This window comes from Sphingomonas chlorellae, assembly GCF_056485145.1.
In genome coordinates this window covers 200621-223444 of the sequence record NZ_JBQXXM010000005.1, presented here as the reverse complement: position 1 = coordinate 223444, position 22824 = coordinate 200621, and the positions used below count along the sequence as shown (strand labels likewise).

Genomic DNA, 22824 nt, shown 5'->3' with positions numbered 1-22824 from the left:
GTTCAGGCTGCCTGCATCATCGCGGTGCCGTCGCCTTCGGCCAGAAAGGCGATCAGCCCGCGCTCGTAACGGTTGAGGTAGCGGGTCGTGCGCGGCAGGCGCAACCGTTCGCGGAACGCCGTCTGCGCGGCCGGGTCGCGCGCCAGTTCGATCAGCCGCGGGTGGACATAGGATTTGCGCGCGATCGCGGGCGTGTTGCCCAGCGCGTCGGTCACCGGCGCCAGCACCGCCTTCAGCCCCACCGGCGCCGCGGCGCACGCGATCGTCTCGAACGCGATCACGCTCGCGCCCCAGGTGCGGAAATGCTTGGCGGTGAAATCGTCGCCCATCGCCGCGCGGATATAGGCGTTGACGTCGGTCGAGCTCACCGGATGCGCGACGCCCTCGGCATCGAGCCACTGGAACAGGTGCTGCCCGGGCAGGTCCTGGCACCGTCGCACGAACCGGCTCAGCGTCGCGTCGGTGATCGTCATCATGCGCGTCTTGCCCGACTTGGCGCGAAAGGCGAGCCGCAGCTTCTGCCCCTTCACCTCGGCATGGCGCGTGCGCAGCGTCGTCGCGCCGAAACTGCGATTGGCCTGGGCATAGGCCTCGTTGCCGACGCGGATGCGCCCCAGGTCGAGCAGCCGCACCACCGCCGCCACCGCGCGTTCGCGCGTCAGCCCGCGCCGCGCCAGATCGGCCTCGACCTGCCGCCGCAAGCCGGGCAGCGCCGCGCCGAACGCGCCGCAACGGTCATATTTGGCCGCTTCCTGCGCCGCGCGGAAATCGGGGTGGTAACGATATTGCTTGCGCCCTTTCTCGTCGAAACCCGTCGCCTGGATATGGCCGTTGGGATCGGGACAGAACCAGGCATCGTGATAGGCGGGGGGCAGGCCGATGCGGTTCAGCCGCTCGATCGCGTCGCGGTCGGTGATCCGCCGCCCCTCGGCATCCCAATAGCCCCAGCCGTGCCGCACGCGCCGGCGCGTGATGCCGGGTTCATGGTCGTCGGCATAGACGAGCTGCGGACAATCGGGATGGGCCGCGGCGGCGGCGGGCACGGGGGCGGGCATGGGGCTCCTTCGTCGTGGCGTGGGGAATGCGCGGGCCGTCGCTTCGTTCCGGAACCCGCGCCCGCGCCGGCCCTTGATGCCCCGCATTTCCCGGTTTCACAGGAGACGATGATGGCCGAGCTTCAATCCGTTCGCGTACTGATGCTGGCGACCGACGGCTTCGAACAGTCCGAACTGTTCGAACCCCGCCGCGCGCTGCTCGACGCGGGCGCCCAGGTGACGCTCGCGTCGCTGGGCACCGATCCGATCACCGGAGAGCGCCAGGGCGAAAAGGGCGACAGCATCACCCCGGATACCACCGTCGACACCGTCGACACCGCCGATTTCGACGCACTCGTGCTTCCCGGCGGCGTCGCCAATCCCGACAAGCTGCGCATGAACGACCGCGCGGTCGAAATCGTCGCCGAGTTCATGGAGGACGACAAGCTCGTCGCCGCGATCTGTCACGCGCCCTGGCTGCTGGTCGAGGCCGATGTCGTCGACGGCCGCCGCGTCACCGGCTGGCCGTCGGTCCGCACCGATCTCGCCAATGCCGGCGCCAGCGTCGTCGACGAACCTGTCGTGGTCGACGGCAACCTCATCACCAGCCGCAAGCCCGACGACATTCCCGATTTCAACCGCGCGGTGATCGACGCGCTCGTCCCCGCCACGGCCTGACCGCCACGGCCTGACCGGCGCGGCCGCCGGGGCGGGGGCGGCCGCCCGCGTCCCGGCTATCGCCGCCCGTGCCTCCCGCGCGCGTTGATCCACGCCTGGGCGGGCCGCTCGACCAGCCGATAGAGCAGGAACGAACTCGCCAGCACCAGCGCCAGATACAGCGCCAGCTTCGCCGGGCCGACCTGATGGCTGGCGTCGACCAGCACCAGCTTGAACGCGAACCACAACAGGTAATGCGCCAGATAGGTGGCATAGCTCGCCTCGCCCAGCGCGTGCGGCACCCGGCTTCCCAGCGCGTTGCCCGGCCGTTCGGCGTCGATCGCCAGCGCGAGCAGCAGCGCGGCGAACGCGGCGGGCACCGCCAGCGTCTCGCGCACTGCGCCGCCGATCCACGCGCCGGCCAGCGCCAGCGCCAGCGCCGCCGCCGCGATCGCGGTGCCGCGCCGTCCGCGCCGCTCGGCCCATATCGTCGCGACCACGCCGCCCGCCGCGAACTCGATCAGGCATCGTACCAGCCCCAACCGCGGAATGTCGTCGCCCAGCGTCGCCGCCCCCGCGCGGGTCAGGATCGCGTCGAGCGCGGCGAACATCGCCGCCAGCACCGCCAGCCGCGCCGCGATCGGCAGGCGTCGCCAGTCGACCGCCATCGCGATCGCCGGGAACAGCAGATAGGCCGCGAACTCGCACGAGATCGACCAGGCCGGGTCGTTCCACGCCAGCGCGCGCGTGAAGCCCCAGTTCTGCACCAGCAGGATGTGCAGCGGCAGCTCGGCCAGCGGGAATTGCGGGGTCGCGCGTCCGGTCGCGCGCAGCATCAGCGCCAGCGCCAGCGCGCCCGCCAGGATGAACAGGTGCAGCGGCCAGATCCGCGCGATCCGGCGGCGCAGGAAGTCCGGCACCGCCGCGACCCCGCCCGCGCGCAGCCGCGGCGCATAGTTGAGCCACAGCACGAAGCCCGAAAGCAGGAAAAAGAAGTCGACCGCCAGATACCCCTTGGCCAGCACTGCGCCCGCCCAGCCGGGCAGCCCGGCGATCGACAGGCGCAGGTGGAACAGCACCACCAGCCAGGCCGCGATCCCCCGCGCGCCGGTGAGCGCGCGCAACTCAGGCACCGCGCGGCGCGTCTCGGGCGGCGGCGCGGCGGGGCGGGACGGCGCGGCGGGGGGCTCGGGGCTGCTCACCGGCGGCGGCTGCGGCCCCAGCGCGCGGGTCGCGGCGCGGCGCCGTCCCCGGCACGGTCGGCGGTGGTCGCGCCGTCGCCGTCGCCGTCGCGCGGGTCGGGCGTGCTGCCCGCGCGCGGCTCGACATCCAGTTCGGGGCGGCGCAGCAGGATCAGCGCGGCGAGCAGCATCAAAAGGTGCGTCAGCCCCAGCGATAGATTGTCGATCATGGCCCGCGCGGCGCCTCCTTGCTGCCGTCCGGGGCTCTAGGCGCGGCGCAGTTGACGGCGCGTTAAGGGCTGGCGTGGCAGGGCAGCGCGTCATGCGCATCCTGCACGTCCTGGATCATGGCCTGCCGCTCCACAGCGGCTATACCTTCCGCACCCGCGCGATCCTCAAGGCGCAGATCGCGCGCGGCTGGACGGTCGCCGCCGTTACCGGGCCGCGCCACGGGACTGCGCCGGCGCCGTTCGAACAGGTCGACGGGCTCGACTTCTTCCGCACGCCGCCGCTTGCGCCCGGCGGGCTGCCGCTGCTGCGCGAATGGCGCGAGGTGCGCCGCTTCGAAGGTCGCATCGCGCAGGTGGTCGAGGCGTTCCGGCCCGACATTCTCCACGCCCATTCGCCCGTGCTCGACGCGATCGCCGCCGGGCGCGTCGCGCGCCGCATGGGGTTGCCGCTCGTTTACGAAATCCGCGCCTTCTGGGAGGATGCGGCGGTCGGCAACGGCACGGGGCGCGAGGGCAGCTTCAAATACCGGCTGACGCGCGCGCTCGAAACGCGTGCGGTGCGCCGTGCCGATGCCGTCGCGGTGATCTGCGAGGGGCTGCGCGGCGATCTGGTCGCGCGCGGCATCGCGCCCGGCAAGCTGTTCGTCTCGCCCAACGGCGTCGATCTCAACCTGTTCGGCACGCCCGCGCCGCGCGACGCCGCGCTCGCCGCGCGGCTGGGCCTCGACGCGGCCGAGGTGATCGGCTTCATCGGCAGCTTCTATGATTATGAGGGGCTCGACGTGCTGATCGCGGCGATGCCGCGGCTGCTCGCCGCGCGCCCGGCGATGCACCTGCTCCTCGTCGGCGGCGGCCCGGCCGAGCCGGCGTTGCGCGCGCTGGCGGCGGCATCGCCCGCGGCCGCGCGCATCCATTTCGCCGGCCGCGTGCCGCACGACGCGGTCGAGCATTATTACAGCCTCGTCGACGTGCTCGTTTACCCGCGCAAGCGGATGCGGCTCACCGATCTCGTCACGCCGCTCAAGCCGCTCGAGGCGATGGCGCAACAGCGGCTCGTCGCCGCCTCCGACGTCGGCGGTCATCGCGAGCTGGTCGAAGACGGCGTCACCGGCACGCTGTTCGCGCCCGACGATCCCGCCGCGCTCGCCGATGCGGTCGCGGCGCTGTTCGCCGCCCGTGCCGACTGGCCCGCCCGGCGCGAGGCGGCGCGCGCCTTTGTCGAGCGCGAACGCAACTGGGCGGTCAACGTCGCGCGCTATCAATCTGTTTACCAAAATCTCGCACAATCGCCCGCGTCGATGGAATCTGGAGTCGCGACGCCGACGGTGAGCGTATGAAACTGCCGATCGCACCCATGGCGGCCGGAACGGCCGGGCTGGTGGCGGCACTTGCCGCCTTTGCCCTGCCGGGCGGCCTTTTCGAATCGCTGGTGATGGCCAGCGGGCTTCCCGCCGTGCTGCCCCAGGCCGAACCGCCGCTCGGGCTCACCGCGCGCGCCCTGGTCGCGGGGGCAGGGGGGGCGTTCGCCTTCGTGCTCGTCTGGGCGCTCGTGCGCGTCGTGCTCGGCCCGTCGCGTCCCGCGATCCGCCGCGTTTCGGCGGCGATCATCCTTCCCGACGGCGTGGCGCCGCCTTCGGTGCGCCGCGCCGATGCGCATCCCGACGCGCCGCCGCGCCCGCCGCTGCTCGCGACGCGCGATCTCGGCATGCCCTTTGGCGAAGGGGATGGCGAAACGCGCGCCCCGCTGCGCCGCCGCTGGCCGATTCCGCCGATCATCGACGCCGCGATCACGCCCGATCCGCAATCCGACCCCGACTCCGAACGCGCGGCCGATGCCGATCCGTTGCCGCTCGACCGGTTCCGCGTCGATCCCGATCCGGTCGTCGCGCCCGGCGCCGACGCGTTCGACTGGCATCCTGCGCCCGTGCTCGAAATCGGCCATGCCGAACCGCAGCCCGCGCCGCTTGCCGCCGCCGAAACGCGCCCCGAAGCGCTGGCGGAAGTGCTGCCCGAACCGTTGTTCGACGCGCTCGACGCGGCGCCCGCCGCCCTCGACCGGCCTGCGCCCGAACCGCTCGTCCCCGAACCGCTCGTCCCCGCGTCGCCGATCGCCCCATCGCCGATTCCCGAATCCTTCGCCGCAGCACGGCCTTTCGCCGCGCCCGCCGATCCCGCGCCGATGCCGATCTCGCTGCGCATGCCCATGCTCGACGACGATGCGGCGGGGGAGGATGCGCCGTTGCCGCTCGCGCCGCGCGGCCTGTCGGCGCGTGCCGCCGATCCGCTCCCGCTTGCGCCGCCGGTCGAGCTGGCGCTTCCCGACGATCTCGATCAGCCGCTTTCGGCGTTCGATCCTGCCGCGATTCCCGAACACCCGCGTGCCGCGCCCGCGCCGCTGCCGGCGCTCCATCATCGCGCGCCCGATCCGGCGCCCGCGCCTGAACCCGATCGTCCGGCCGCTGCCGAACCGGCGCCCGAACCCCTCCGCGCAATCGAGCCGCTGCCGCCGATCGGCCCGGTGCTGCCGCCGGTGCGGCCGGTGCGGCCGGTCCGTCCCGTGCGGCCGGTCCGCCCGATCCCCGGTCCGGGCCATCCCCCGCGCGACGCCCGCGCCGATCCGCTCCCGCCCGCCGCGCCCGCACCCATCGCCGCGCCGGTGGTCGAGGCGCCGCAACCCGCGCCGGCACCCACCGCGCCGGTTCCGATCCACGCGCTGCTCGACCGGCTCGAACAGGGCGCCCGCCGCCGCGCCGCGCGTCCGGCCCCGGCGGCCCCTGCCGCCGCGGCGACGCCCGCCGCCCAGGGGCTCGAACAGACGCTCTCGGTCCTCCGCCACCTCGCGCGCAGCGCCTGAGCCTTACGCCTCGTCGACGGTCAGCACCTCCACCGTCGCGGTCGCGACGTCGCCCGCCTGTGCCCGCGCCGTCACCGCCACGTCGGCGACCAGCGTCCGCCACAGCCTGAACTCGGCCTCGGGCAGCCCCGCCAGCCAGTCGTCGAGCGCCGCCGCCGCCGTGCCCTCCAGCACGAATCGGTGCCGCGCGCCCTCGAACGTCGCGCTCGCCCAGGCGCGGCTCGTCGTCGCCGTCACGCGCACCGCGGCGCCTGCCGCCGCGGCACCCGCGCACAGCGCCCGCGCGAGCTGCGTCGCCGCATCGGGGCCGCGGCTCATCGCGCCGCCTCCTGCTCGGCCATGAAGGCGCGCAGCCGCGCCGCGGTCCGCGCGCGCAGCTCGCGTCCGTTGCGCAGGTCGGCGACCAGTCGCGGATCGCCCGCCGCCAGCCGTCCGAAGCGCGTCGGCGGCATCGCCGTCCGGCGCAGGAATTTCTCGACCTCGCGATGCACCGACATCGTCCCTCTCCGTTGAGTCGCGTGATATGATCCTGTTTTGTTCTCCAAATCCTACTTGTCTAGGAAAAATCCTATGGCTAGGGTGCGGTCATGGAACCCGACGCCCAACGCGCCGCGCTCGCCGCGCTTGTCGAGCAACGGGGCATCAGCCTCGCGCGCCTCTCGCGCGTGCTCGGCCGTAACCCGGCCTATCTTCAGCAGTTTCTGCACCGCGGCACCCCGCGCGTGCTGACCGAGGCCGATCGCGGCCGCCTCGCGCGCTATCTCGACATCCCCGAATCGGTACTCGGCGGCCCGGGGGGGCGGGGGGAGGGGCTGGTCGCGGTCGCCCGCCTCGACGTCGATGCCTCGGCGGGGCCGGGGCGCGTCGTCCAGGATCGCGCCGCCGCGCCGCATCTCCTGTCCGAATCGCTGCTCCGCCTGCTCGGCGTCCGCCCGGCGGCGGCGTCGATCATCCGCGTCGCGGGCGATTCGATGGAGCCGCTGCTCCACGACGGCGACGAGATCCTGGTCGACCATGACCGCACCGCGCCCGGCGCGGGCGTGTTCGTGCTGCGCCTCGACGGCGAGCTGATGGTCAAGCGCCTGCGCCGCGCCGTCGGCGGGATCGAGGTCGTCAGCGACAACCCCGCCTATCCGCCGCGCTGCGTCGCCCCCGCGCGCGTCGTCGTGGTGGGGCAGGTGGTCTGGCTCGGCCGCGCGCTCGTCTAGCGGCGCGCCCGGTCGATCAGCCAGACGATCAGCGCCAGCACCACGCCCGCGCCCAGCCCGGCCAGAAAGCCGATCGACGCCTGCCCCTTGCTCGCGCCGACGAACACGCCGATCAGCACTCCGACGGCGATCAGGAAGCCGCCGGCCTGCGGCGTGCGGGAATTGGGTCCGGTCATGCCCGCTTCCTGCCACGCCCGCCCGCGCCGCGCCAGCACCTGCCGCGCCGCCGCGCGGGCATGGTTGACGCGCGTTCACGCTGCTCGTTGGGTGATTTGGCAACGCCGCGCTGGCATAGCCCCGGGTCATGCCCGCCTCGCCCGACAGCCTGCCCTTCCTCGCCGACCGTGCCGAGGCTGCCGACGCGCTCGCGCTCGTCCGCGAATTCGGCCCCGGCGCCGCCGCGGTCGCCGCCGCGCGCGCCGAACGCAGCCGCGATCTCGGCAACCACCTTCATTTCTGCCGCTGGCGCCAGATCGAACGGATGATCGCGCTGATGGGCCGCCCTGCCGACGACGCCACCGTCCACTGACCGGACGCCGCCGCCGGATCGTCACGGACCCGTTCCGCCCGATGGCGCGTTACGCGCTGCGCCTGGCGATGATCGGTTCGAGGTTTGATGACGCTTCCCCAAATGCTGTCCGTCGGCGTGCTTGCCGGCATGATGCTGCTCTTCGTCTGGGGGCGGCTGCGCTACGACATGGTCGCGGTGGTCGCGCTGCTCGCCGCGCTCGCCACCGGCATCGTCAAGCCTGCCGATGCCTTCAGCGGCTTTTCGGACGATATCGTCATCATCGTCGCCTCGGCGCTGGTGCTGTCGGCGGCGGTCCAGCGCTCGGGGCTGATCGAACGCGTGATGCAGGGGCTTCAGCGGCGCATCCGCGGCGAGCGGGCGCAGGTGCTGCTGCTCTCGGCCAGCGTCGGCTTCGCCTCGGCGCTGGTCAAGAATATCGGCGCGCTCGCCATGCTCATCCCGGTCGCGATCCAGACCGCGCGCCGCGCCGGCCGCTCGCCCTCGGCGCTGCTGATGCCGATGTCGTTCGCCTCGCTGCTCGGCGGGCTGATGACGCTGATCGGCACCTCGCCCAACATCATCGTCAGCCGCGTGCGCGAGGAAATGACCGGCCGGCCCTTCGGCATGTTCGATTATGCGCCGGTCGGGCTGGGGCTCACGCTGATGGGGCTGGTGTTCCTGCCGCTCGCCTATCGGCTGCTCCCGCGCGAACGCCGCGCCGCGCCCACGCTCGGCGAGGCGCTCGACATCGAGGATTACGTCACCGAGGCCGCGATTCCCGCCGGCTCGCCCGCGATCGACGAAACCGTCGCCGGCTTCCGCACGCGCCACGACCATGAAATCACCGTCTCGGCGATCCTGCGCGCGGGCATCCGCAGCACGCCCTTTCCCGACACGGTGCTCAAGCCCGAGGACGTGCTCATCCTCGCCGGCGCGCCCGACAGCCTCGAACGCGTCATCGCCAGCGACGGGCTGACGCTCGAGGGCGAGGAACGCTCGCAACGCGACCAGGAACAGGGCGAAACCGGCGTGATCGAGGCGGTGATCGGCACCGACAGCCTGATGATCGGGTTGTCCGCCGGGCGGCTCGGTCTCCACGAACGCTTCGGCGTCAACCTGATCGCGGTGTCGCGCCAGGGCGAACGCCTCGCCCGGCGGCTGGGCGAGATCGAACTGCGCGCGGGCGACGTCATCGTGCTCCAGGGGCCGCTCGACACGCTGTTCGAACGGCTCGGCGATCTCGGCTGCCTGCCGCTCGCCCAGCGCGAGCTGCGCCTCGGCAGCGCGCGCAAGGGGCTGCTCCCGCTCGTCGTGCTCGCCGCGGCGATGATCGCCACCGCGTTCGGCTGGGTGCCCGTCGCGGTTGCCTTCTTCGCCGCCGCCGGGGTGGTGGTGCTCACCGGCGCGCTGCCGGTGCGCGAGGCGTATCGGCACATCGAATGGCCGATCCTGGTGATGCTCGGCGCGCTCATCCCGGTCAGCGATTCGCTGCGCACGACGGGCGCCAGCATGCTCATCGGCGACTGGCTGTCGCACTTCGCGGCGACGCTGCCGCCCTGGGGGGCGGTCGCGCTGATCCTCGCCGCGGCGATGGCGGTGACGCCCTTCCTCAACAACGCCGCCACCGTGCTCGTGATGGCGCCGATCGCCGCCACCTTCGCCAGCACGCTCGGCTATCGGCCCGAAGCGTTCCTGATGGCGACCGCGGTGGGCGCGGGGTGCGATTTCCTCACGCCGATCGGGCATCAGTGCAACACGCTGGTGATGGGGCCGGGCGGCTATCGCTTCGGCGACTATGCCCGGCTCGGCGCGCCGCTGTCGCTGTTGGTGCTGGTGCTCGGCACGCCGCTGATCCTATGGGTATGGCCGGTGCATTGATCGGCGCGCGCGCCCGGCCGCGCGCGAACGGGCCAGGGAGGACAGGCGGATGGCACAGGATGTGACGGCGCGGGCGGCGCGGATCGAACGGACCGGCGGGCCGGAGGTGATCGGCTGGCACGATGTCGTGCTGCCGCCGCCCGGCCCCGGCGAGGTCCGGCTGCGCACCACCGCGGTCGGGCTCAACTTCATCGACACCTATCAGCGTTCGGGCCTCTATCCCGTGCCGCTCCCCAGCGGGCTGGGCAGCGAGGGGGCGGGCGTGGTCGAGGCGGTCGGCGATGGCGTGGCCGGCCTTGCCCCCGGCGATCGCGTCGCCACCTTCGGCCCCGCGCTCGGCGCCTATGCGACGCATCGCAACCTGCCTGCGGCGGCGCTGTTCCGCCTGCCCGACGGGGTCGACGACGACGTCGCCGCCGCCGCGCTGCTCAAGGGCTGCACCGCCGAGTTCCTCGCCGAACGCTGCGCGCGCGTCGAACGCGGCTGGCCGGTGCTCGTCCACGCCGCGGCGGGCGGCGTCGGCCAGCTCCTCGTGCAATGGCTCAAGCTGCTGGGCGCCGAAGTGATCGGCACCGTCGGCAGCGAGGCCAAGGTCGCCGTCGCGCGCGCGGCGGGCGCCGACCATGTCCTGCTGTCGCACGACGACGATCTGGCCGGGCGCGTGCGCGCGCTCACCGGCGGGGCGGGGGTGCGCGTCGTGTTCGACGGCGTCGGCCGCGCCACCTGGGCTGCCTCGCTCGCCGCGACCGCACGGCGCGGGCTCGTCGTCAGCTACGGCAATGCCAGCGGCCCGGTCGAAGGCGTCGCGCTCGCCACGCTCAACAGCCACGGCTCGCTCTTCGTCACCCGGCCCAAGCTGTTCGATTACTATGTCGATCCCGCCGAACGCACCGCCGGGGTCGAACGGCTGTTCGGCATGATCGCCAGCGGCGCGCTCACCGTGCGGATCGGTCGCCGCTTCGCGCTTGCCGACGCGGCCGAGGCGCATCGCGCGCTCGAGGCGGGGGAGACGACGGGGTCGAGCATCCTCGTCCCCTGAACCCCGCCGCGCCGCCGCCGCACCCGTGGGGGCGCGGCAGGCGGGGCGGTGCAGGCCGGGCCGGGGCAGGCTGGGCCGGGGCAGGCGGGGCGATCAGGCGTAAAGCCCGACCACCGCCTTGGTCTCCAGGAACTCGGCCAGGCCGAACCGGCCATGCTCGCGGCCGTTGCCCGACTGCTTGTACCCGCCAAAGGGCAGGCTCGGATCGGGCTGGCCGCCGTTCACATAGACCATGCCCGTGCGCAGTTGCGGCACGACGCGGCGGATCGCGGCTTCGTCGCCGAACACCACCGACGACAGGCCGTAAACGGTGTCGTTGGCGATCCGCACCGCCTCGTCCTCGCCGTCATAGGGCATGATCGTCACGACCGGGCCGAAAATCTCCTCGCGCGCGATCGTCATGTCGTTGGTCACGTCGGCGAACAGCGTCGGCTGGACATAATAGCCGCGGTTGACGCCGCCGGGCAGGCCGGGGCCGCCCGTCACCAGCGTCGCGCCCTCGGCCATCGCGCTCTCGATCAGCCGCTGCACCTTGTCCCATTGCGCGCGGTTGACCAGCGGGCCGATATGGCGGCCGTCGACGGCGGGGTCGCCCACTTCGGTCGCTTCCATCACCGCCCTGGCGCGCGCGACGAGCGCGTCCTGCCGGTCGCGCGGGACGAGCAGGCGGGTGGGCGCGATGCAACTCTGGCCCGAATTGATCAGCACGCTCTGCAACGTCGCCTGCGCCGCGCGGTCGAGGTCGGCGCCCTCCAGCACCAGCGACGGCGCCTTGCCGCCCAGTTCCTGGTGGACGCGCTTCACCGTGTCGGCGGCGTTGCGCGCGACCGCGATGCCCGCGCGGGTCGATCCGGTAAAGCTCACCATGTCGACATCGGGGTGGCGCGACAGCGCGGTGCCGACGCCCGGCCCGTCGCCCTGCACCAGGTTGAACACGCCCGCGGGCACGCCCGCCTCGTGCAGCACGTCGGCAAAGATCGCGGCCGAGGTCGGGCATTCCTCCGACGGCTTCAGCACCATCGTGCATCCCGCCGCCAGCGCGGGGGCGACCTTGCACACGATCTGGTTGAGCGGCCAGTTCCACGGGGTAATCATCGCCACGACGCCGATCGGTTCGTGGACCACCGCGCCGTTGCCGACGCGCTCCTCGAAGGTGAAGTTGCGCAGCGCGTCGATCGTCGCCTTGAAATGGCCGATGCCGCTGCCGACCTGCGCGGTGCGCGCCAGCGCGATCGGCGCGCCCATCTCGGTCGAAATCGCCTCGGCGATCTCGCCCGCGCGCGCCTTGTAGACGCTCAGCACGCGCTCGAGCAGCGCGATCCGCTCGGCGACGTCGGTGCGCGAAAACCGGGCAAAGGCGCGGCGGGCGGCGGCGACGGCCTTGTCGACATCGGCGGCGGTGCCCAGCACGATCTCGCTCGCGGGCGCTTCGGTGGCGGGGTTGATGACCGTGTGGCGCACGCCACCCTCGCTGTCGGTCCAGGCGCCGTCGATATAATGCTGGGGAAAGCTGCGCATCCTCATCCTCTTTGGCTGGCGTTCTTGGCTGGCGTTGCGGCCGGTTTGACGGCGCCGAACATGGGCAGGCGGCGATTGCGTTGCAAGCTGCAACCCGCACCCCGCGCCCCGCGCCGCCGCCATCGCGCCGCTTGTGCCTGCCGCCGGCTGCGGGCACCTTCCGCCGCGCGCGATCCGGCGCGGTTCGGAACATGGCGGGAGGAAGTCGTTCGATGTCGCAAAATCCGTGGCAGCAGAGTCCCTGGCAGCATCATCGCAGCGCGGCGACCGCCGACGATGTCGATTTCGAGATCAAGGGGCAGGAGCTTCAGTTCGTCGAGATCGAGCTCGATCCGGGCGAAAGCGCGGTGGCCGAGGCGGGGGCGCTGGTGTGGAAAGATGCCAGCATCGGCATGACCACCGTGTTCGGCGACGGCAGCGGCGCGGCGGGCGGCGGCTTCATGGACAAGCTGCTGGGGGCGGGCAAGCGGCTGCTCACCGGCGAGAGCCTGTTCACCACCGTGTTCACGCATCACGGGTCGGGCAAGGCGCGCGTCGCCTTCGCCGCGCCGACGCCGGGGGCGATCCTCCCGATCAAGCTCACCGATGTCGGCGGCACGCTCATCTGCCAGAAGGACAGCTTCCTCGCCGCGGCGCGCGGCGTGTCGATCGGCATCCATTTCCAGCGCCGCGTGATGACCGGGCTGTTCGGCGGCGAGGGCTTCATCATGCAGAAGCTCGAAGGCGACGGCTGGGTGTTCGTCCAGATGGGCGGCACCGTCGTCGAACGCACGCTCGCGCCGGGGCAGGAACTGCACGTCGATACCGGCTGCGTCGCGGCCTTCACCCCCGACGTGTCGTTCGACCTCGTCGGCGCGGGCGGCGTGCGCAGCATGTTGTTCGGGGGCGAGGGGCTGTTCTTCGCGCGGCTCACCGGGCCGGGGCGCGTGTGGATCCAGTCGCTGCCCTTCTCGCGCCTCGCCGGCCGCATGCTCGCGGCGGCGGGGAGCAGCGGCGGCCAGAATCGCGGCGAGGGGTCGGTGCTCGGCGGGCTCGGCGACCTGATCGGCGGCAATCGCTGACCCGGCGCTGACCGGCTGCTGGCCGGGCGCGCGGCCAGGAATCGGGGCATGGACTCGATGTTCCTGCGAACGGCGCGTTTTGCCCGCGAACGACATGAAAAAGCGCCCCGATCGCGGGATCGGGGCGCCTTTCTGCATCCGAACGGCGGCATCTGCCGCCGATTGGGGCCGGTTCAGGCCGAATAGTACATGTCGTACTCGACCGGGCTCGGCGTCATTTCCCAGCGGGCGACCTCCTCGCGCTTCAGCTCGATATAGGCCGCGATCTGGTCCTTCGAGAACACGTCGCCCTTCAGCAGGAAGTCCATGTCGGCTTCCAGGCTGTCCAGCGCCTCACGCAGCGAACCGCACACCGTCGGCACCTGCTCCAGCTCGGCCGGCGGCAGGTCGTACAGGTTCTTGTCCATCGGCTCGCCCGGATGGATCTTGTTCTGGATGCCGTCCAGACCCGCCATCATCAGCGCCGCATAGGCAAGATAGGGGTTGGCCATCGCGTCGGGGAAGCGGAATTCGACGCGCTTCGCCTTGGCGCCCGCGCCATAGGGGATGCGGCACGACGCCGAGCGGTTGCGGCTCGAATAGGCGAGCAGCACCGGCGCCTCATAGCCCGGCACCAGCCGCTTGTAGCTGTTGGTGGTCGGGTTGGTGAAGGCGTTGAGCGCCTTGGCGTGCTTGATGACGCCGCCGATGAAGTAAAGGCAAGTATCCGACAGGCCGGCATAGCCGTTGCCCGCGAACAGCGGCTTGCCCGCTTCCCAGATCGACATGTGCGTATGCATGCCCGAGCCGTTGTCTTCCTTGATCGGCTTCGGCATGAACGTCGCGGTCTTGCCATAGGCGTGCGCGACCTGGTGCACGACATACTTGTAGATCTGCATGCGGTCGGCGGTTTCGACCAGCGTGCCGAAGGTCAGGCCCAGCTCGTGCTGCGCAGCGGCGACCTCATGGTGATGCTTGTCGCACGGCAGGCCCATTTCGAGCATGGTCGAAACCATCTCGCCGCGGATGTCGACCGCCGAGTCGACCGGCGCGACGGGGAAATAGCCGCCCTTGGCACGCGGGCGATGGGCAAGGTTGCCCGTCTCATATTCGCGGCCGGTGTTGGTCGGCAGTTCGATGTCGTCGATCTTGTAATAGCTGGTCGAATAGCTGTTTTCGAACCGGACGTCGTCGAACATGAAGAACTCGGCCTCGGGGCCGACATAGACCGTGTCGCCCACGCCGGTCGCCTTCAGATAGGCCTCGGCGCGCTTGGCGGTCGAGCGCGGATCGCGGGCATAGAGTTCGCCGGTCGAAGGCTCGACGACGTCGCACACCAGGATCAGCATCGGCGTGGCCGAGAACGGATCGACCCACACCGCGTCGAGATCGGGCTTCAGGATCATGTCCGATTCGTTGATCGCCTTCCAGCCGGCGATCGACGATCCGTCGAACATCAGGCCGTCGGTAAGCTCGTCCTCGCCGATGACCGACGCGACCATCGTCAGGTGCTGCCACTTGCCCTTGGGATCGGTGAAGCGGAGGTCGATCCACTCGATCTCCTTCTCTTCGACCATCTTCAGGATGTCACTGGCCGTATTCGCCATGAAATAACCCTTTCGCTCTCGTTCCCGGACCCGTCGACTCGGGTCGCCCTAACCCCTTGCGCAGGCCAGCATCGGGCCTGCGCTGCATTGCGTCAAATCGCGTTTTCGTTGCGCTCGCCGGTGCGAATCCGCAGCGCGGTCTCCACCGGAATGACGAAGATCTTGCCGTCGCCGATGCGCCCGGTCTGCGCCGCCGCGGCCACCGCCTCGACGACCCGTTCGGCCAGGGCGTCCTCGACCACCACCTCAAGCTTCACCTTGGGCAGGAAGTCGACGACATATTCGGCGCCGCGATACAGCTCGGTATGGCCCTTCTGGCGGCCAAAGCCCTTGGCTTCGGTGACGGTGATCCCGCTCACGCCCACTTCGTGCAGCGCTTCCTTAACCTCATCGAGCTTGAACGGCTTGATGATCGCTTCGATCTTTTTCACGTTGACCCCCGAATGGTGCGGCACATCCTCGTAACGCGCGGTGCAGCAACATTCGTGCCACCCGGGAACGAGACTGGCTGCGATAGTGCGCGCGGGCAGGGGGCTTGCGCAAGTGCCTAGCAATTGGGCACGCGCGGCGCCGCTGCCCGATTGCGGAGCAGTGCCGGTTTCCGCGGCGTCGGCGGCGAAATGCCGGTCGCGCCACGCCCGCCGGACATCGGACATTTCCGGATGTTCGCGATCACCTCTTGCGTCCGGCCGCAAAATCCCCCTTTAGGGGGCGCGTTTTGCCGCGAGACGGCGGCAGATGCGTGACGGTCGCTCTGGCTACACCGCGATCGCCCGCCAATGACAGGAACAGTCGCCCGATGGAACTTGTTGCGCGCCCTGCGGCGCAGTTGCCCGAGCAGAAGGCCTTTGTCACCGTTGAGGTGAAGTGGGTCCGCCACTGGAACGAACATCTGTTCAGCTTCGCGGTCGACCGCCCCGCAAGCTTCCGTTTCCGTTCGGGCGAGTTCGTGATGATCGGCATGCTCGACGAGGCGGGCAAGCCGTTGATGCGCGCCTATTCGATCGCCAGCCCCGCCTGGGCGGAGGAGCTCGAGTTCCTCTCGATCAAGGTGCCGGACGGTCCGCTGACCTCGAAGCTTCAGCTCATCCAGCCGGGCGATCAACTCTATCTGGGCAAGAAGTCCACCGGCACGCTCGTCGCCGATGCGCTGCTGCCGGGCTCGCGGCTGTTCATGCTGTCGACCGGGACGGGGCTCGCACCGTTCCTCAGCCTGATGCGCGACCCCGACATCTATGATCGTTTCGATCAGGTGGTCGTCGTGCATTCGGTCCGCCGGGTCAGCGACCTTGCCTATCGTGCCGAAATGGAAGCCAAGCTCGCCGAGGATCCGCTCGTGTCCGACCAGGCGGCCGCCCAGTTCCATTACGTGCCGACCGTCACGCGCGAGCCGTTCCACACGACGCAGCGCATCAACGTGCTGGCCGACAACGGCGCGCTGTTCAACGGCCTGCCCGGCACCCCCGCCTTCAATCCCGAGACCGATCGCGTGATGCTGTGCGGCAGCATGGCGATGATCCGCGAATTCGCAGCCTATCTCGAGGGGGCGGGCTTCAAGGAAGGCTCGAACGCCGAACCCGGTCAGTTCGTGATCGAGCGCGCGTTCGTCGACTGACCCAGCCGAATCGGCGTCGACCGAATCAAAAAGGGCCGCGGGGATCCTCCTCCGCGGCCCTTTTGCTTGGGTTGCGCCGGTAGTGCCGCCGTTCAGGCGGCGTAAGGCGGGCAGTGCAGGCCCTTGGGGCTCAGCGTGAAGATCTCGCAGCCCGTTTCGGTGATGCCGATCGAGTGTTCGAACTGTGCCGACAGCGAACGGTCGCGCGTCACCGCGGTCCAGCCGTCGTCGAGCACCTTCACATCGGCGCGGCCGATGTTGATCATCGGTTCGACGGTGAAGATCATGCCCGGGCGCAGCTCCGGCCCGGTGCCGGGGCGGCCGACATGGACCACCTCGGGCGCATCATGGAACATCTGGCCGACGCCGTGCCCGCAAAAGTCGCGCACGACACCATAGCGATGCTTTTCGGCATGATGCTGGATGGCATGGCTGATGTCGCCCAGATGGTTGCCCGGCTTGGCCTGTTCGAGCCCGAGCATCAGGCATTCATAGGTCACTTCGACCAGCCGCCGTGCCTTGATCGGCACGTCGCCCACAAGGAACATGCGGCTCGAATCGCCATGCCAGCCGTCGAGCAGCGGCGTCACGTCGATGTTGACGATGTCGCCGTCCTTCAGCGCGCGATCACCCGGAATGCCGTGGCAGACGACATGGTTGATCGAGATGCAGCAGCTATGCGTGTAGCCGCGATAGCCCAAGGTTGCGGGAACCCCGCCCGCGGCAAAGCTCATCTCGCGCACGATGTCGTCGAGTTCGCCCGTCGTCACGCCGGGCACGACGTGCGGCACCAGCGCATCGAGGATTTCGGCCGCAAGCCGCCCCGCCTTGCGCATCCCCGCAAAGCCTTCCGGCCCATGCAGCTTGATCGCGCCGGTGCGCGCCTGCGGCATGTCGGCCGTTACATGCACATATTCGGTCATGGCGGGCGATATAGGCGTTTGCGCGCGACAATGCGAGGTTTAAGGAATGCGCATGAACGAGCGTATCTGGACCGCGGCAGTGCTGGTGATCGGCGACGAGATCCTTTCGGGCCGGACGCAGGACCAGAATGTCGCACAGCTCGCGACCTGGCTGAACGCACAGGGTATCCGGCTGCGCGAGGTCCGCATCGTTCCGGACACGCAGGCGGCGATCGTCGAGGCGGTGAACGCGCTGCGAACCCGCAACGACTATCTGTTCACCACCGGCGGGATCGGGCCGACGCATGACGACATCACTGTCGAGGCGATCGCGGTCGCGCTGGGCGTGCCGGTCGTCATCCATCCGGAGGCGCGTGCGGTATTCGAAGCCTATTACGCGACGCGCGGCGGGCTTACCGACACGCGCCTGCTGATGGCGCGCGTCCCAGAAGGGGCATCGATCATCCGCAATCCGCGTTCGGGGTCGATCGGCATCCGTCACGGCAACGTGTTCATCCTCGCCGGCATCCCGCGGATCGTCACCGACATGCTCGACGCGCTGACCGGCACGATCGAGGGCGGGCGCCCGTTGTTGTCGCAGACACTGGGAAGCTGGGTGCCCGAAAGCGAGGTGGCCGAGTTGCTCCGCGAGACCGAACGCGCGCATCCCGGAACCGCGATCGGCAGCTATCCGTTTTTTCGGGAAGGCAAGATCGGTGCGAATTTCGTGATCCGCGCCGTCGATCCGGCGGTGCTCGCCGGCTGCGCGGCGGCGCTTCGCGACGGTCTCGTCGCGCGCGGGCTGGTTGCGGTGGAAGGCGGGATCTGAACGGACGCTGCGCCGCCCCGGCGGCGAAACGGTCTGTTTCCAACTTGGGCTTTGACCCTCCGTCGGGGACGGAGGACATCAGGGGCGTTCAATCCTGTTCGGGAGCACATCATGCGTCTTCGTCATGCAATTCTGGTCGCCGGCCTTGCCATTGCCACCCCGCTTGTCGCGCAGCAGGCCGCGCCGCAGCTGCCGGGTGCGGTTGATACCAGCCGCGTCGCCGCCGGCACCTACAAGGTCGATCCGGCGCACACGCTGGTCGGCTGGCGCGTCAACCATTTCGGCTTCACCGACTATTTCGGCATGTTCGGCGACGTGACCGGCACGCTGGCGCTCGATCCCAAGAATATCGCGGCAGCCAAGCTCGACGTGACGATTCCCGTTTCAAAGGTGACCGTCGCGAGCCAGCATCTGGCGCAGCACCTGATGACCAAGGACTTTTTCGGCCCGACGGTCACCGACGCGCGCTTCGTCTCGACCAAGGTCACGCCGCGCAGCGCCACCGCGGCCGACGTTACCGGCAACCTGACGCTCAACGGCGTGACCAAGCCCGTGACGCTCGCGGTCAAGTTCACCGGCGCGGGGACCAACCCGATGTCGAAGGCGGAGACGGTCGGCTTCGAGGGAATGGCCACGATCAAGCGCAGCGACTTCAACGTCAGCTACGCGATCCCGTTCGTGTCGGACGAAGTCCGGCTCGACATCGTCGGGGCGTTCGAAAAGGCGCAGTGACGCCGCAGCCGGGCGCGCCAAAGGCGGCGCGCCCGGCATCCGCGATCAGCGGCGCAGCGTGCGCCGGACCGCATCCCAGCGGATCAGCTTGAAATTCTGGGCCTCGGGTGCGTTGTCGCCGTCCTGAACGATCATGATGCCCCTGGGGAAATCGGGGCCGAAGCCCTTGGTCGAAACCTCGATGCCGTCGGTTTCGCTCGTTCCGTCGACCACGCCGTCGACCACGCGGAAGCGCCCGGCATAGCGCATGTCGGGCAGCCGCCACGCCGCATAGGCCGAGTCGCCCTGGCTCGACGCGAGCAGCCAGCCGCCGTGACGGCCGCGGGCGGCGATCGCCAGCCCTTCGGTGTCGGCGACCAGCCGCACGCCATCGGCGGGCGCGACCAGCTTGCCCTCGCGTGCCCCCTCCGCGCGCGCATCGAAGCGCCAGATGCCGACATCCTCCTCGGCGACGTACAGCGTGTCGGTGCGATCGTCGGCGACACAGCCTTCGGACTGGGTCGCGAGCTTCATCGTGCGCAACAGCTTGGCATTGGCGGCGATCGGGTCGATCGACAGCTGCACGATCGCGCCTTCCTTCATCACCACAAACGCCTGGAGCGGCCCGCGCCGCGGGCGATAGAGGCAGAAGCCATAGGCTTCGCCCGGGCCTGCCGGGATCCGCGCGAGCGGGGTCAGCGCGGCCGTGGCCGGATCGAGCGTGAACAGTGCGACGTGCCCCTGCGTCTTGTCGTTGCGGTCGCTCGCCGCGACGATGATCCGCCGGCCGCCGGGCACGCTCACTTCGCGCAGGTCGACATTGTTGACGCGGCCTGCGGCATAGCTCGCGCGCAGCCGGCCGCTCAGGTCATAGACGTTGAGCCCCGCCTTCTTGTCGGTGGCGACGATCAGGCTGCGTTCGGGATGAAGCGAATCGCGCCAGATCGCGGGATCGTCGGCGGCATCCTTGGCGCTGGCCACGGCCTGGGTCTCGCGCAGCGCGCGCACGTCCATTGTGGCCGCGGCGGTGGCGGGCGCGGGCGGCGGTGGTGTCGTTCCTCCGGCCTGGAACAGCATCAGTGCGGTCGACAGCATCGGCGTGAACAGCATCGCGGCATTCCCCCTTGGTGCGGCGGGGGCGGCTCTAGGCGAGCCGTGCGGCGTGCGCAACGCCGCTCGCCCATGCAACCGGCGGCGGCGGAATAACGGCTGTGCCAATCCGGGTACGCAGGTTCTTTGTCACGCAATTGCAACGGCTTTGACGCGGCTTCGTCACCGCCGATCCCTAGGCGCGGGCGCAATTGCGGCACGGGGGTGCCGGCTTTGCAGGGGGATCATGCGATGACGATTGGCATGCGCGGGCGCCGCAGCGCCTCGCTTCTGGCTCTGGCGACGGCAATGTCGGCCGCAGGCGCGCTGCCCGCCGCGGCGCAGCAGCGGTCCGACATCGCCGCCGGCGACGTTTCGGCGGTCGAGGCCGATGCGGACAGCATCGTCGTGACCGGCCAGCGCGAGGCCGAGATCCGTGCCGTCGAAGCCAAGCGCCGCGCCCGCACGATCCAGGACAGCGTCGGATCGACCGACGTCGGCAAACTGCCCGACCAGAACGTTGCCGAGGCGGTCAAGCGGCTGCCGGGCATCTCGATCGCGAACGACCAGGGCGAGGGCCGCTATGTCATCATCCGCGGCGTCGACCCCAATCTGGCCAACGTCACGCTGAACGGCCAGACCGCGGCGGCGCCCGAGCCGGAGGGACGCCAGGTCAAGCTCGATGACCTGCCCTCGTCGCTGATCGGTTCGGTCGACGTGGTCAAGTCGCTGACCGCCGATCGCGATGCCAATGCCATCGCGGGGCAGGTGGATGTGAAGACGCTGTCGGCGTTCGACCGTCCGGGTACCTTTGTCTATGCGCGCGGCGCGCTGGGCGCGAACAATCTGAGCGGGCGCAACCCGTGGGAGGCCGATGCGACGATCGGGACGCGGCTGGGCGATGCGCTCGGCATCGTGCTGTCGGGCAACTATTCGTGGCGGCCGATCGAATCGCAGAATGTCCAGGGTTCGACCAACTGGAGCGCCAAGGGCATTCCCGACGATTTCCGCCTGCGCGACTATAATCTGGTCCGCAAGCGGCTCGGGCTCGTCGCCAATATCGACTATCGCCCGAGCGACGACGTGAACCTTTATCTCCGCACGCTCTATTCGGAGTTCAAGGACAACGAGACGCGCGACCAGTTCCGTGTCGACGTGAGCGGCAACACCGCCGACGCAACCACCGGGATCAAGGCGCGCGGCACGCGCTACCAGCGCCGCCGCGTCGAGAATGACGAGACCTATACGATCCAGGGCGGCGGCAAGTTCGCGCTGGGGACGGGGAAGCTCAACGTCGAGGCGAGCTATTCCAAGGCGATGAAGAAGGACCCGCTGCGTTCGGACGCGCAGTTCCGTACCGACAAGGGCGCGTTGCTCGCCGATCTGGACCTGTCGCAGACGGTGTTCAACGCCACGCCGAATGCTGCGGGCTATAATCCCAGCCTGTTCAAGGCCAACCAGATCAGCTTCGACAACCGCCGCGCCGCCGAGCGCGTGATCCAGACGCGTGCCGACTACACGCTGCCGATCGCGTCGCTGGGCAAGGACTCCGAGGTCAAGTTCGGCTTCAAATATCTGGGCCGCAAGAAGGACAATGACCGCGACTATCAGCAATATGCGCTGAGCGGCTTCACGCTTGCGACGCCGGGGATCAGCCCGGGGATCGGCGACACGCTCTATGGCAGCCGTTATGTCTTCGGCCCGCTGGTCGATCGTGATGCGGTGGCGGCCTATATCGCGGCGAACCCGTCCTCGGCCAAGCTGAGCGCCGCGGACAGCATCGCCAGCACGCTCGCGAACGACTATCGGGTCAAGGAGGACATCTTCGCGGGCTATGCCAGCGCAGTCCTCAATTTCGGCAGCCTGACGGTGATCCCCGGCGTTCGCGTCGAACACACCAAGGGCCGCTACCAGGGCAAGGCGTTCAACGCGGCGATGACGGCGGACCCCGGCTTCAACGCCGAGGCGCGCAAGTCCTATACCGATGTGTTCCCGGGGCTGAACCTGCGTTACGACCTGGGCAACGACGTCGTGCTGCGCGGCGGCGCGACGACCTCGATCGGCAGGCCCAATTATCAGGACATCGCGCCGTTCACCTCGGTGACCGACATCGACAACGGCAAGGGCACGGTCCAGCTTGGCAACGCCGGCCTGAAGCCGCTGCGTTCGAAGAATCTCGACCTGTCGGCCGAATATTATCTGTCGAACAAGGGGCTGATCTCGGTCGCCGCCTTCTACAAGTCGATCGACGATCCGATCTTCTCGTTCGGGCAGACGGGCGTGGCGGGAAGCTGGGGCGGCGTCGCGCTGACCAGCGCCAATGTGACGCAGAAGGTCAACGGCGAACGGGCGCTCGTCTATGGCGTCGAGGCCAATGTGCAGGTGCCGCTCACCTTCCTGCTGGGCGTGCTCAAGGGGCTGGGTGTCAACCTCAACTATACCCACACCGGCGGTCACAGCAGCGGGATTCCCGGTCGTTCGGGGAAGGCCGACAATTATCTTCAGTCGAGCGACGTCGCCTCGGCGCAGCTCTATTACGAGCAGGGGCGCGTCGCGCTTCGCGTCGCCTATTCGTATCGTTCGCGCTATCTCGACACGGTCGGCGTCACGGCGGCGCAGGACATCTATACCGCGTCGAACGGGCAGCTCGACGCGCGCGCAAGCTTTGCGATCGTGCCGCAGGCGGTGCTGTTCGTCGAGGGCAGCAACCTCACCGATGCGCCGTGGCGCCGCTATATCGGCAAGTCGAACCAACTGGTCGAGAACGAGCGGTACAGCTTCACCGCGCGCACGGGGATCCAGCTCGCCTTCTGAGCCTCGAAGCGTCGTTCATGCCGGTGCCGTCTCCGCCCCCGTGCGGAGGCGGCGCGTGCGTTTCCGGGATCTGGCATTTGCGGCGCGGCGCCGATCGCCTAGGCTCG

Annotated in this window: 23 protein-coding genes; 12 read left to right on the top strand and 11 right to left on the bottom strand. The window is 69.9% G+C overall.

What is annotated here, in order from left to right:
- Nucleotides 1-2 precede the first annotated feature (2 nt).
- On the bottom strand, nt 3-1055 hold the full coding sequence (locus ACT3CF_RS14500; protein ID WP_478423928.1) for a DNA topoisomerase IB: 1053 nt from the start codon (nt 1053-1055) through the stop codon (nt 3-5).
- A gap of 111 nt (nt 1056-1166) precedes the next feature.
- On the opposite strand from ACT3CF_RS14500, the gene ACT3CF_RS14495 reads away from it, so the two are divergent.
- Nucleotides 1167-1712 (top strand): type 1 glutamine amidotransferase domain-containing protein, encoded by a 546-nt coding sequence (locus ACT3CF_RS14495; protein ID WP_478423926.1) that lies wholly within the window; start codon nt 1167-1169, stop codon nt 1710-1712.
- A gap of 56 nt (nt 1713-1768) precedes the next feature.
- Here ACT3CF_RS14495 and ACT3CF_RS14490 read toward each other — a convergent pair whose 3' ends face one another.
- Both ACT3CF_RS14490 and ACT3CF_RS14485 read right to left on the bottom strand, forming a co-directional pair.
- Nucleotides 1769-2893: an acyltransferase family protein gene (locus ACT3CF_RS14490; protein ID WP_478423924.1), complete on the bottom strand. Its 1125-nt coding sequence runs from the start codon at nt 2891-2893 to the stop codon at nt 1769-1771.
- Entirely contained in the window at nt 2890-3102 is a 213-nt protein-coding gene (locus tag ACT3CF_RS14485) for a hypothetical protein (RefSeq protein ID WP_478423922.1), read from the bottom strand. Before ACT3CF_RS14485 ends, ACT3CF_RS14490 begins: the two co-directional genes overlap by 4 nt.
- Before the next feature lie 92 nt (nt 3103-3194).
- Here ACT3CF_RS14485 and ACT3CF_RS14480 point away from each other — a divergent pair, with 92 nt between their 5' ends.
- On the top strand, nt 3195-4439 hold the full coding sequence (locus ACT3CF_RS14480; protein WP_478423920.1) for a TIGR04063 family PEP-CTERM/XrtA system glycosyltransferase: 1245 nt from the start codon (nt 3195-3197) through the stop codon (nt 4437-4439).
- Nucleotides 4436-5956, top strand: a complete 1521-nt coding sequence (locus ACT3CF_RS14475) for a hypothetical protein (RefSeq protein ID WP_478423918.1) — start codon at nt 4436-4438, stop codon at nt 5954-5956. The genes ACT3CF_RS14480 and ACT3CF_RS14475 overlap by 4 nt, the downstream gene beginning before the upstream one ends.
- Nucleotides 5957-5959: 3 nt before the next feature.
- Here ACT3CF_RS14475 and ACT3CF_RS14470 read toward each other — a convergent pair whose 3' ends face one another.
- Both ACT3CF_RS14470 and ACT3CF_RS14465 read right to left on the bottom strand, forming a co-directional pair.
- On the bottom strand, nt 5960-6274 hold the full coding sequence (locus tag ACT3CF_RS14470) for a hypothetical protein (protein ID WP_478423916.1): 315 nt from the start codon (nt 6272-6274) through the stop codon (nt 5960-5962).
- Nucleotides 6271-6453, bottom strand: a complete 183-nt coding sequence (locus tag ACT3CF_RS14465) for a hypothetical protein (protein WP_478423914.1) — start codon at nt 6451-6453, stop codon at nt 6271-6273. The genes ACT3CF_RS14470 and ACT3CF_RS14465 overlap by 4 nt, the downstream gene beginning before the upstream one ends.
- 90 nt (nt 6454-6543) lie before the next feature.
- Between ACT3CF_RS14465 and ACT3CF_RS14460 the strand changes: the two genes are divergently transcribed.
- Nucleotides 6544-7164, top strand: coding sequence for a S24 family peptidase (locus tag ACT3CF_RS14460; protein ID WP_478423912.1), 621 nt, complete (start codon nt 6544-6546; stop codon nt 7162-7164).
- On the opposite strand, the gene ACT3CF_RS14455 is transcribed toward ACT3CF_RS14460, so the two are convergent.
- Nucleotides 7161-7340, bottom strand: a complete 180-nt coding sequence (locus ACT3CF_RS14455) for a hypothetical protein (RefSeq protein WP_478423910.1) — start codon at nt 7338-7340, stop codon at nt 7161-7163. The genes ACT3CF_RS14460 and ACT3CF_RS14455 overlap by 4 nt on opposite strands.
- A gap of 128 nt (nt 7341-7468) precedes the next feature.
- On the opposite strand from ACT3CF_RS14455, the gene ACT3CF_RS14450 reads away from it, so the two are divergent.
- The 3 genes from ACT3CF_RS14450 (at nt 7469) to ACT3CF_RS14440 (ending at nt 10592) form a co-directional block, all read left to right on the top strand.
- A complete protein-coding gene (locus tag ACT3CF_RS14450) occupies nt 7469-7693 on the top strand; it encodes a hypothetical protein (protein ID WP_478423908.1) in 225 nt (74 codons plus the stop codon).
- A gap of 87 nt (nt 7694-7780) precedes the next feature.
- Entirely contained in the window at nt 7781-9553 is a 1773-nt protein-coding gene (locus tag ACT3CF_RS14445) for an SLC13 family permease (protein ID WP_478423906.1), read from the top strand.
- Between the two features lie 49 nt (nt 9554-9602).
- Nucleotides 9603-10592, top strand: a complete 990-nt coding sequence (locus tag ACT3CF_RS14440) for a quinone oxidoreductase family protein (protein ID WP_478423904.1) — start codon at nt 9603-9605, stop codon at nt 10590-10592.
- A gap of 93 nt (nt 10593-10685) precedes the next feature.
- Here ACT3CF_RS14440 and ACT3CF_RS14435 read toward each other — a convergent pair whose 3' ends face one another.
- Nucleotides 10686-12110: an aldehyde dehydrogenase family protein gene (locus ACT3CF_RS14435; protein ID WP_478423902.1), complete on the bottom strand. Its 1425-nt coding sequence runs from the start codon at nt 12108-12110 to the stop codon at nt 10686-10688.
- Between the two features lie 212 nt (nt 12111-12322).
- Here ACT3CF_RS14435 and ACT3CF_RS14430 point away from each other — a divergent pair, with 212 nt between their 5' ends.
- Entirely contained in the window at nt 12323-13171 is an 849-nt protein-coding gene (locus ACT3CF_RS14430) for a TIGR00266 family protein (protein ID WP_478423900.1), read from the top strand.
- 173 nt (nt 13172-13344) lie between these two features.
- Here the strand turns inward: ACT3CF_RS14430 and glnA are convergent, their stop codons facing one another.
- Both glnA and ACT3CF_RS14420 read right to left on the bottom strand, forming a co-directional pair.
- On the bottom strand, nt 13345-14757 hold the full coding sequence (glnA, locus tag ACT3CF_RS14425) for a type I glutamate--ammonia ligase (RefSeq protein WP_478423898.1): 1413 nt from the start codon (nt 14755-14757) through the stop codon (nt 13345-13347).
- A 92-nt stretch (nt 14758-14849) separates the two neighbouring features.
- Nucleotides 14850-15188: a P-II family nitrogen regulator gene (locus tag ACT3CF_RS14420; protein ID WP_478423896.1), complete on the bottom strand. Its 339-nt coding sequence runs from the start codon at nt 15186-15188 to the stop codon at nt 14850-14852.
- Between the two features lie 368 nt (nt 15189-15556).
- Here ACT3CF_RS14420 and ACT3CF_RS14415 point away from each other — a divergent pair, with 368 nt between their 5' ends.
- A complete protein-coding gene (locus ACT3CF_RS14415; RefSeq protein WP_478423894.1) occupies nt 15557-16372 on the top strand; it encodes a ferredoxin--NADP reductase in 816 nt (271 codons plus the stop codon).
- A gap of 92 nt (nt 16373-16464) precedes the next feature.
- Here ACT3CF_RS14415 and map read toward each other — a convergent pair whose 3' ends face one another.
- A complete protein-coding gene (gene map, locus ACT3CF_RS14410; protein WP_478423892.1) occupies nt 16465-17295 on the bottom strand; it encodes a type I methionyl aminopeptidase in 831 nt (276 codons plus the stop codon).
- Between the two features lie 52 nt (nt 17296-17347).
- On the opposite strand from map, the gene ACT3CF_RS14405 reads away from it, so the two are divergent.
- Together ACT3CF_RS14405 and ACT3CF_RS14400 are read left to right on the top strand one after the other, a co-directional pair.
- Nucleotides 17348-18103 carry a competence/damage-inducible protein A gene (locus ACT3CF_RS14405; RefSeq protein WP_478423890.1) on the top strand — a complete coding sequence of 252 codons (756 nt, stop codon included), beginning with the start codon at nt 17348-17350 and terminating at the stop codon, nt 18101-18103.
- 111 nt (nt 18104-18214) lie between these two features.
- Nucleotides 18215-18835: a YceI family protein gene (locus ACT3CF_RS14400; RefSeq protein ID WP_478423888.1), complete on the top strand. Its 621-nt coding sequence runs from the start codon at nt 18215-18217 to the stop codon at nt 18833-18835.
- 45 nt (nt 18836-18880) lie between these two features.
- Here the strand turns inward: ACT3CF_RS14400 and ACT3CF_RS14395 are convergent, their stop codons facing one another.
- Nucleotides 18881-19924: a phytase gene (locus ACT3CF_RS14395; RefSeq protein WP_478423886.1), complete on the bottom strand. Its 1044-nt coding sequence runs from the start codon at nt 19922-19924 to the stop codon at nt 18881-18883.
- A 288-nt stretch (nt 19925-20212) separates the two neighbouring features.
- Here ACT3CF_RS14395 and ACT3CF_RS14390 point away from each other — a divergent pair, with 288 nt between their 5' ends.
- Nucleotides 20213-22717, top strand: coding sequence for a TonB-dependent receptor (locus ACT3CF_RS14390; protein ID WP_478423884.1), 2505 nt, complete (start codon nt 20213-20215; stop codon nt 22715-22717).
- The last annotated feature ends 107 nt before the right edge of the window (nt 22718-22824 follow it).

Excerpts from the sequence above, each read along its gene's own strand:
- ACT3CF_RS14500 (WP_478423928.1), bottom strand. The coding sequence starts at position 1,055 with ATGCCCGCCCCCGTGCCCGCCGCCGCCGCGGCCCATCCCGATTGTCCG.
- ACT3CF_RS14495 (WP_478423926.1), top strand. The coding sequence starts at position 1,167 with ATGGCCGAGCTTCAATCCGTTCGCGTACTGATGCTGGCGACCGACGGC.
- ACT3CF_RS14485 (WP_478423922.1), bottom strand. The coding sequence starts at position 3,102 with ATGATCGACAATCTATCGCTGGGGCTGACGCACCTTTTGATGCTGCTC.
- ACT3CF_RS14480 (WP_478423920.1), top strand. The coding sequence starts at position 3,195 with ATGCGCATCCTGCACGTCCTGGATCATGGCCTGCCGCTCCACAGCGGC.
- ACT3CF_RS14475 (WP_478423918.1), top strand. The coding sequence starts at position 4,436 with ATGAAACTGCCGATCGCACCCATGGCGGCCGGAACGGCCGGGCTGGTG.
- ACT3CF_RS14470 (WP_478423916.1), bottom strand. The coding sequence starts at position 6,274 with ATGAGCCGCGGCCCCGATGCGGCGACGCAGCTCGCGCGGGCGCTGTGC.
- ACT3CF_RS14465 (WP_478423914.1), bottom strand. The coding sequence starts at position 6,453 with ATGTCGGTGCATCGCGAGGTCGAGAAATTCCTGCGCCGGACGGCGATG.
- ACT3CF_RS14460 (WP_478423912.1), top strand. The coding sequence starts at position 6,544 with ATGGAACCCGACGCCCAACGCGCCGCGCTCGCCGCGCTTGTCGAGCAA.
- ACT3CF_RS14455 (WP_478423910.1), bottom strand. The coding sequence starts at position 7,340 with ATGACCGGACCCAATTCCCGCACGCCGCAGGCCGGCGGCTTCCTGATC.
- ACT3CF_RS14450 (WP_478423908.1), top strand. The coding sequence starts at position 7,469 with ATGCCCGCCTCGCCCGACAGCCTGCCCTTCCTCGCCGACCGTGCCGAG.
- ACT3CF_RS14445 (WP_478423906.1), top strand. The coding sequence starts at position 7,781 with ATGACGCTTCCCCAAATGCTGTCCGTCGGCGTGCTTGCCGGCATGATG.
- ACT3CF_RS14440 (WP_478423904.1), top strand. The coding sequence starts at position 9,603 with ATGGCACAGGATGTGACGGCGCGGGCGGCGCGGATCGAACGGACCGGC.
- ACT3CF_RS14435 (WP_478423902.1), bottom strand. The coding sequence starts at position 12,110 with ATGCGCAGCTTTCCCCAGCATTATATCGACGGCGCCTGGACCGACAGC.
- ACT3CF_RS14430 (WP_478423900.1), top strand. The coding sequence starts at position 12,323 with ATGTCGCAAAATCCGTGGCAGCAGAGTCCCTGGCAGCATCATCGCAGC.
- glnA (WP_478423898.1), bottom strand. The coding sequence starts at position 14,757 with ATGGCGAATACGGCCAGTGACATCCTGAAGATGGTCGAAGAGAAGGAG.
- ACT3CF_RS14415 (WP_478423894.1), top strand. The coding sequence starts at position 15,557 with ATGGAACTTGTTGCGCGCCCTGCGGCGCAGTTGCCCGAGCAGAAGGCC.
- map (WP_478423892.1), bottom strand. The coding sequence starts at position 17,295 with ATGACCGAATATGTGCATGTAACGGCCGACATGCCGCAGGCGCGCACC.
- ACT3CF_RS14405 (WP_478423890.1), top strand. The coding sequence starts at position 17,348 with ATGAACGAGCGTATCTGGACCGCGGCAGTGCTGGTGATCGGCGACGAG.
- ACT3CF_RS14400 (WP_478423888.1), top strand. The coding sequence starts at position 18,215 with ATGCGTCTTCGTCATGCAATTCTGGTCGCCGGCCTTGCCATTGCCACC.
- ACT3CF_RS14395 (WP_478423886.1), bottom strand. The coding sequence starts at position 19,924 with ATGCTGTTCACGCCGATGCTGTCGACCGCACTGATGCTGTTCCAGGCC.
- ACT3CF_RS14390 (WP_478423884.1), top strand. The coding sequence starts at position 20,213 with ATGTCGGCCGCAGGCGCGCTGCCCGCCGCGGCGCAGCAGCGGTCCGAC.